3 protein-coding genes are annotated in these 2,397 nt (G+C 74.3%); 1 reads left to right on the forward strand and 2 read right to left on the reverse strand.

All coding sequences use genetic code 11. The features are described from left to right. Window positions 1-109: 109 nt before the first annotated feature. Both ABZ495_RS36960 and ABZ495_RS36965 read right to left on the reverse strand, forming a co-directional pair. Window positions 110-1,339, reverse strand: coding sequence for a glutathionylspermidine synthase family protein (locus ABZ495_RS36960; protein WP_359840377.1), 1,230 nt, complete (start codon window positions 1,337-1,339; stop codon window positions 110-112). 5 nt (window positions 1,340-1,344) lie between these two features. Then, a complete protein-coding gene (locus ABZ495_RS36965; RefSeq protein WP_352291219.1) occupies window positions 1,345-1,692 on the reverse strand; it encodes a hypothetical protein in 348 nt (115 codons plus the stop codon). 160 nt (window positions 1,693-1,852) lie between these two features. Here ABZ495_RS36965 and ABZ495_RS36970 point away from each other — a divergent pair, with 160 nt between their 5' ends. Then, window positions 1,853-2,275 (forward strand): DUF350 domain-containing protein, encoded by a 423-nt coding sequence (locus ABZ495_RS36970; RefSeq protein ID WP_329488993.1) that lies wholly within the window; start codon window positions 1,853-1,855, stop codon window positions 2,273-2,275. Window positions 2,276-2,397 lie beyond the last annotated feature (122 nt).

Below are 2,397 nucleotides of genomic sequence, written 5' to 3' on the forward strand. Positions count from 1 at the left end.
GCCGTCGCCTAATCCCGCCGGCCGGCCTCCGGGCAGGCCAGGGAGCCGGGGAACCATGTTCCTTGGGGTGAACCGGCCGGTCCCGCACCCGCCCCCCCTCACGGGCCGGTCAGACGATGACGTGCGGCAGGAAGCGGGCGCCCTGGTGGGTGATCGGGCTGTCGTCCGTCTCGCGGATGCCGAGGCCCGCCGCCTCGCCGTCGATCACCCAGGTGCCGAGCACCGGGCGGTTGCCGTCGAAGTCGGGCAGCGGGTGGTACTGCTGGTAGCAGTGGCCCTCGGCGCCGTAGCGGTCCGGGTCGCCGGCCCAGTCGGCGAGCCGGGTCTCGGCGCCGTCCGGTCCGACGATCCGGATGCCGGCGCCCTCCCGGCCGAGCAGCGGCTTGGCCGCGTACCCGGGGCCGCCCGGGTCGGCGAGTTCACGCGGGCCGTCCAGGTAGGCGGGCAGCAGGTTGGGGTGGCCCGGGTAGAGCTCCCAGAGCACCGCCAGCAGCGCCTTGTTGGAGAGCAGCATCTTCCAGGCCGGCTCGATCCAGAGGGTGGAGCCGGTGCCGCCGCCGTGGTCGATGACGTCCAGCAGCTGCTCGCCGAACTCGTCCTCGGCCAGCCACTCCCACGGGTAGAGCTTGAACGCCGAGCGGATGAAGCGGTGTTCGAGGTCGACGAACCGGCCGGAGAGGCCGTCCCAGCCGATGTCCTCCATCGCGATGCCGACCGTCTCGATGCCGGCCTGTTCGGCGCACTCCTGGAGGTAGAGGGTGGTCATCCAGTCCTCGCCCTCGGTGTCGCCGCGCGAGTGGGCGAAGTGCACCGGGCCGGACGGCAGCAGGTGCTTCTGCCGGGCCCAGGAGGCGACCAGCCGCTCGTGCAGCGAGTTCCACTGGTCGGCGGCGGGGAAGCGCTCCTCCATCCAGAACCACTGCGGGCCGGCCGCCTCGATCAGCGAGGTCGGGGTGTCGGCGTTGTACTCGAACAGCTTGGCCGGTCCGGTGCCGTCGTACGCGAGGTCGAAGCGCCCGTAGAGGGCCGGCTGTTCGGCGCGCCGCCGCCAGGACTCGGCGACGGTCATGGCGAGCCGGGGGTCGGTGATCCCGTAGTCCGCGAACCGGCCGGTGCGGACCACGTGGTCGGCGGCCGCCAGGCACATCACGTGCAGTTCCTCGACCACCTCCTCCAGCGCCTCCACCTCGGGCAGCGAGAACTCGTAGTACCCGCTCTCGTCCCAGTAGGCGTGCGGGCCGCCCTGGTTGCAGGGGTCGGAGCACATGGCGTAGATCAGGCCCTGGCCCTCGACGGTGGCCAGCCAGTCCGGGCGCGGGGCGATGGTTCTGCGGCGCACCGCGGTCAGCCCCCGCCCGAGCCGCTGGAGCCGGCGGGGCAGCCGAACCCGCCGCGCTTGGTGGCGGCCTTGTCGAAGGTGCCGCCGAGCGCGGTGGTGCCGCCGGAGCCGCAGTAGTACCAGCGGCCGGCGGCGGCGGTGGTGCCGCCCGCGCACGCGTGGCTGTCGAGCACCTTGAGCGTCGTCGGGTCGACGCAGCGGCTCGGCGGGGTGCCGCCGCCGGAGGAGCAGCCGGAGAGCGCCAGGGCGAGGGTGCCGACCATGCCGAGGGTGACGAAGCCCGAGCGGCGCCGGGCGTCCGGCCCCGGGCTGCCGGTGCCGGTGGCTGTGGTGGGGGACTGGGACGGCGTCATGGCGCCCGATGGTACGCGTGGGCCGGGATGGTACGGGAGGGGCCCCGGATTCCTGTTCCGGCCACGCCCGATGGGATATGTTTTGCCGATCCTTGACGGTCGGACCGGGCCGAGCCGGACCGGGCGGCCTCCAGTGAGCGGACACGGGGGACGAACACCCATGAACGACATCCTGCACGGCCTCGGTGCGGCGGCCGCCTTCGGCGCCGTCGGTGTGGTGCTGCTGCTCCTCGGCGTCGGCCTGGTCGACGTCCTGACGCCGGGCAAGCTGGGCCACCAGATCTGGGTGGAGCGCAACCGCAACGCTGCCGCGGTGCTGAGCTCCGCGCTGCTCGGCATCGGCGGCATCGTCTTCACGGCGATCATGTACACCTACGAGGACTTCGGCAAGGGCCTCGTCTCCACGGCCTGCTTCGGCCTGCTGGGCCTGGTGCTGATGGCCGTCGCGTTCTGGGCGGTCGACGTCCTGACGCCCGGCAAGCTCGGCGCGATCCTCGTCGACCCCGAGCCGCATCCGGCGGTCTGGGTCACCGCCAGCTGCAACATCGCGGTGGCGGCGATCGTGGCGGCCGCGATCGCCTGAGCCGCCGTCGGAGGCCCGGGCGCCCGCCCCCCCTGCGGGCCCGGGCCCGGGCCCGCGCCGGGCGCCCCGCCCGCCGCGCGGCCCGCGCCCCGGGCGCCCCGCGCCCCCTGCGGCCCCCGCCC

The sequence above is a fragment of the Kitasatospora sp. NPDC005748 genome (assembly GCF_040630735.1).
Taxonomy (GTDB): domain Bacteria; phylum Actinomycetota; class Actinomycetes; order Streptomycetales; family Streptomycetaceae; genus Kitasatospora.

Coding starts and splice junctions, on each gene's coding strand:
- ABZ495_RS36965 (WP_352291219.1), bottom strand. CDS start 1,692: ATGACGCCGTCCCAGTCCCCCACCACAGCCACCGGCACCGGCAGCCCG.
- ABZ495_RS36970 (WP_329488993.1), top strand. CDS start 1,853: ATGAACGACATCCTGCACGGCCTCGGTGCGGCGGCCGCCTTCGGCGCC.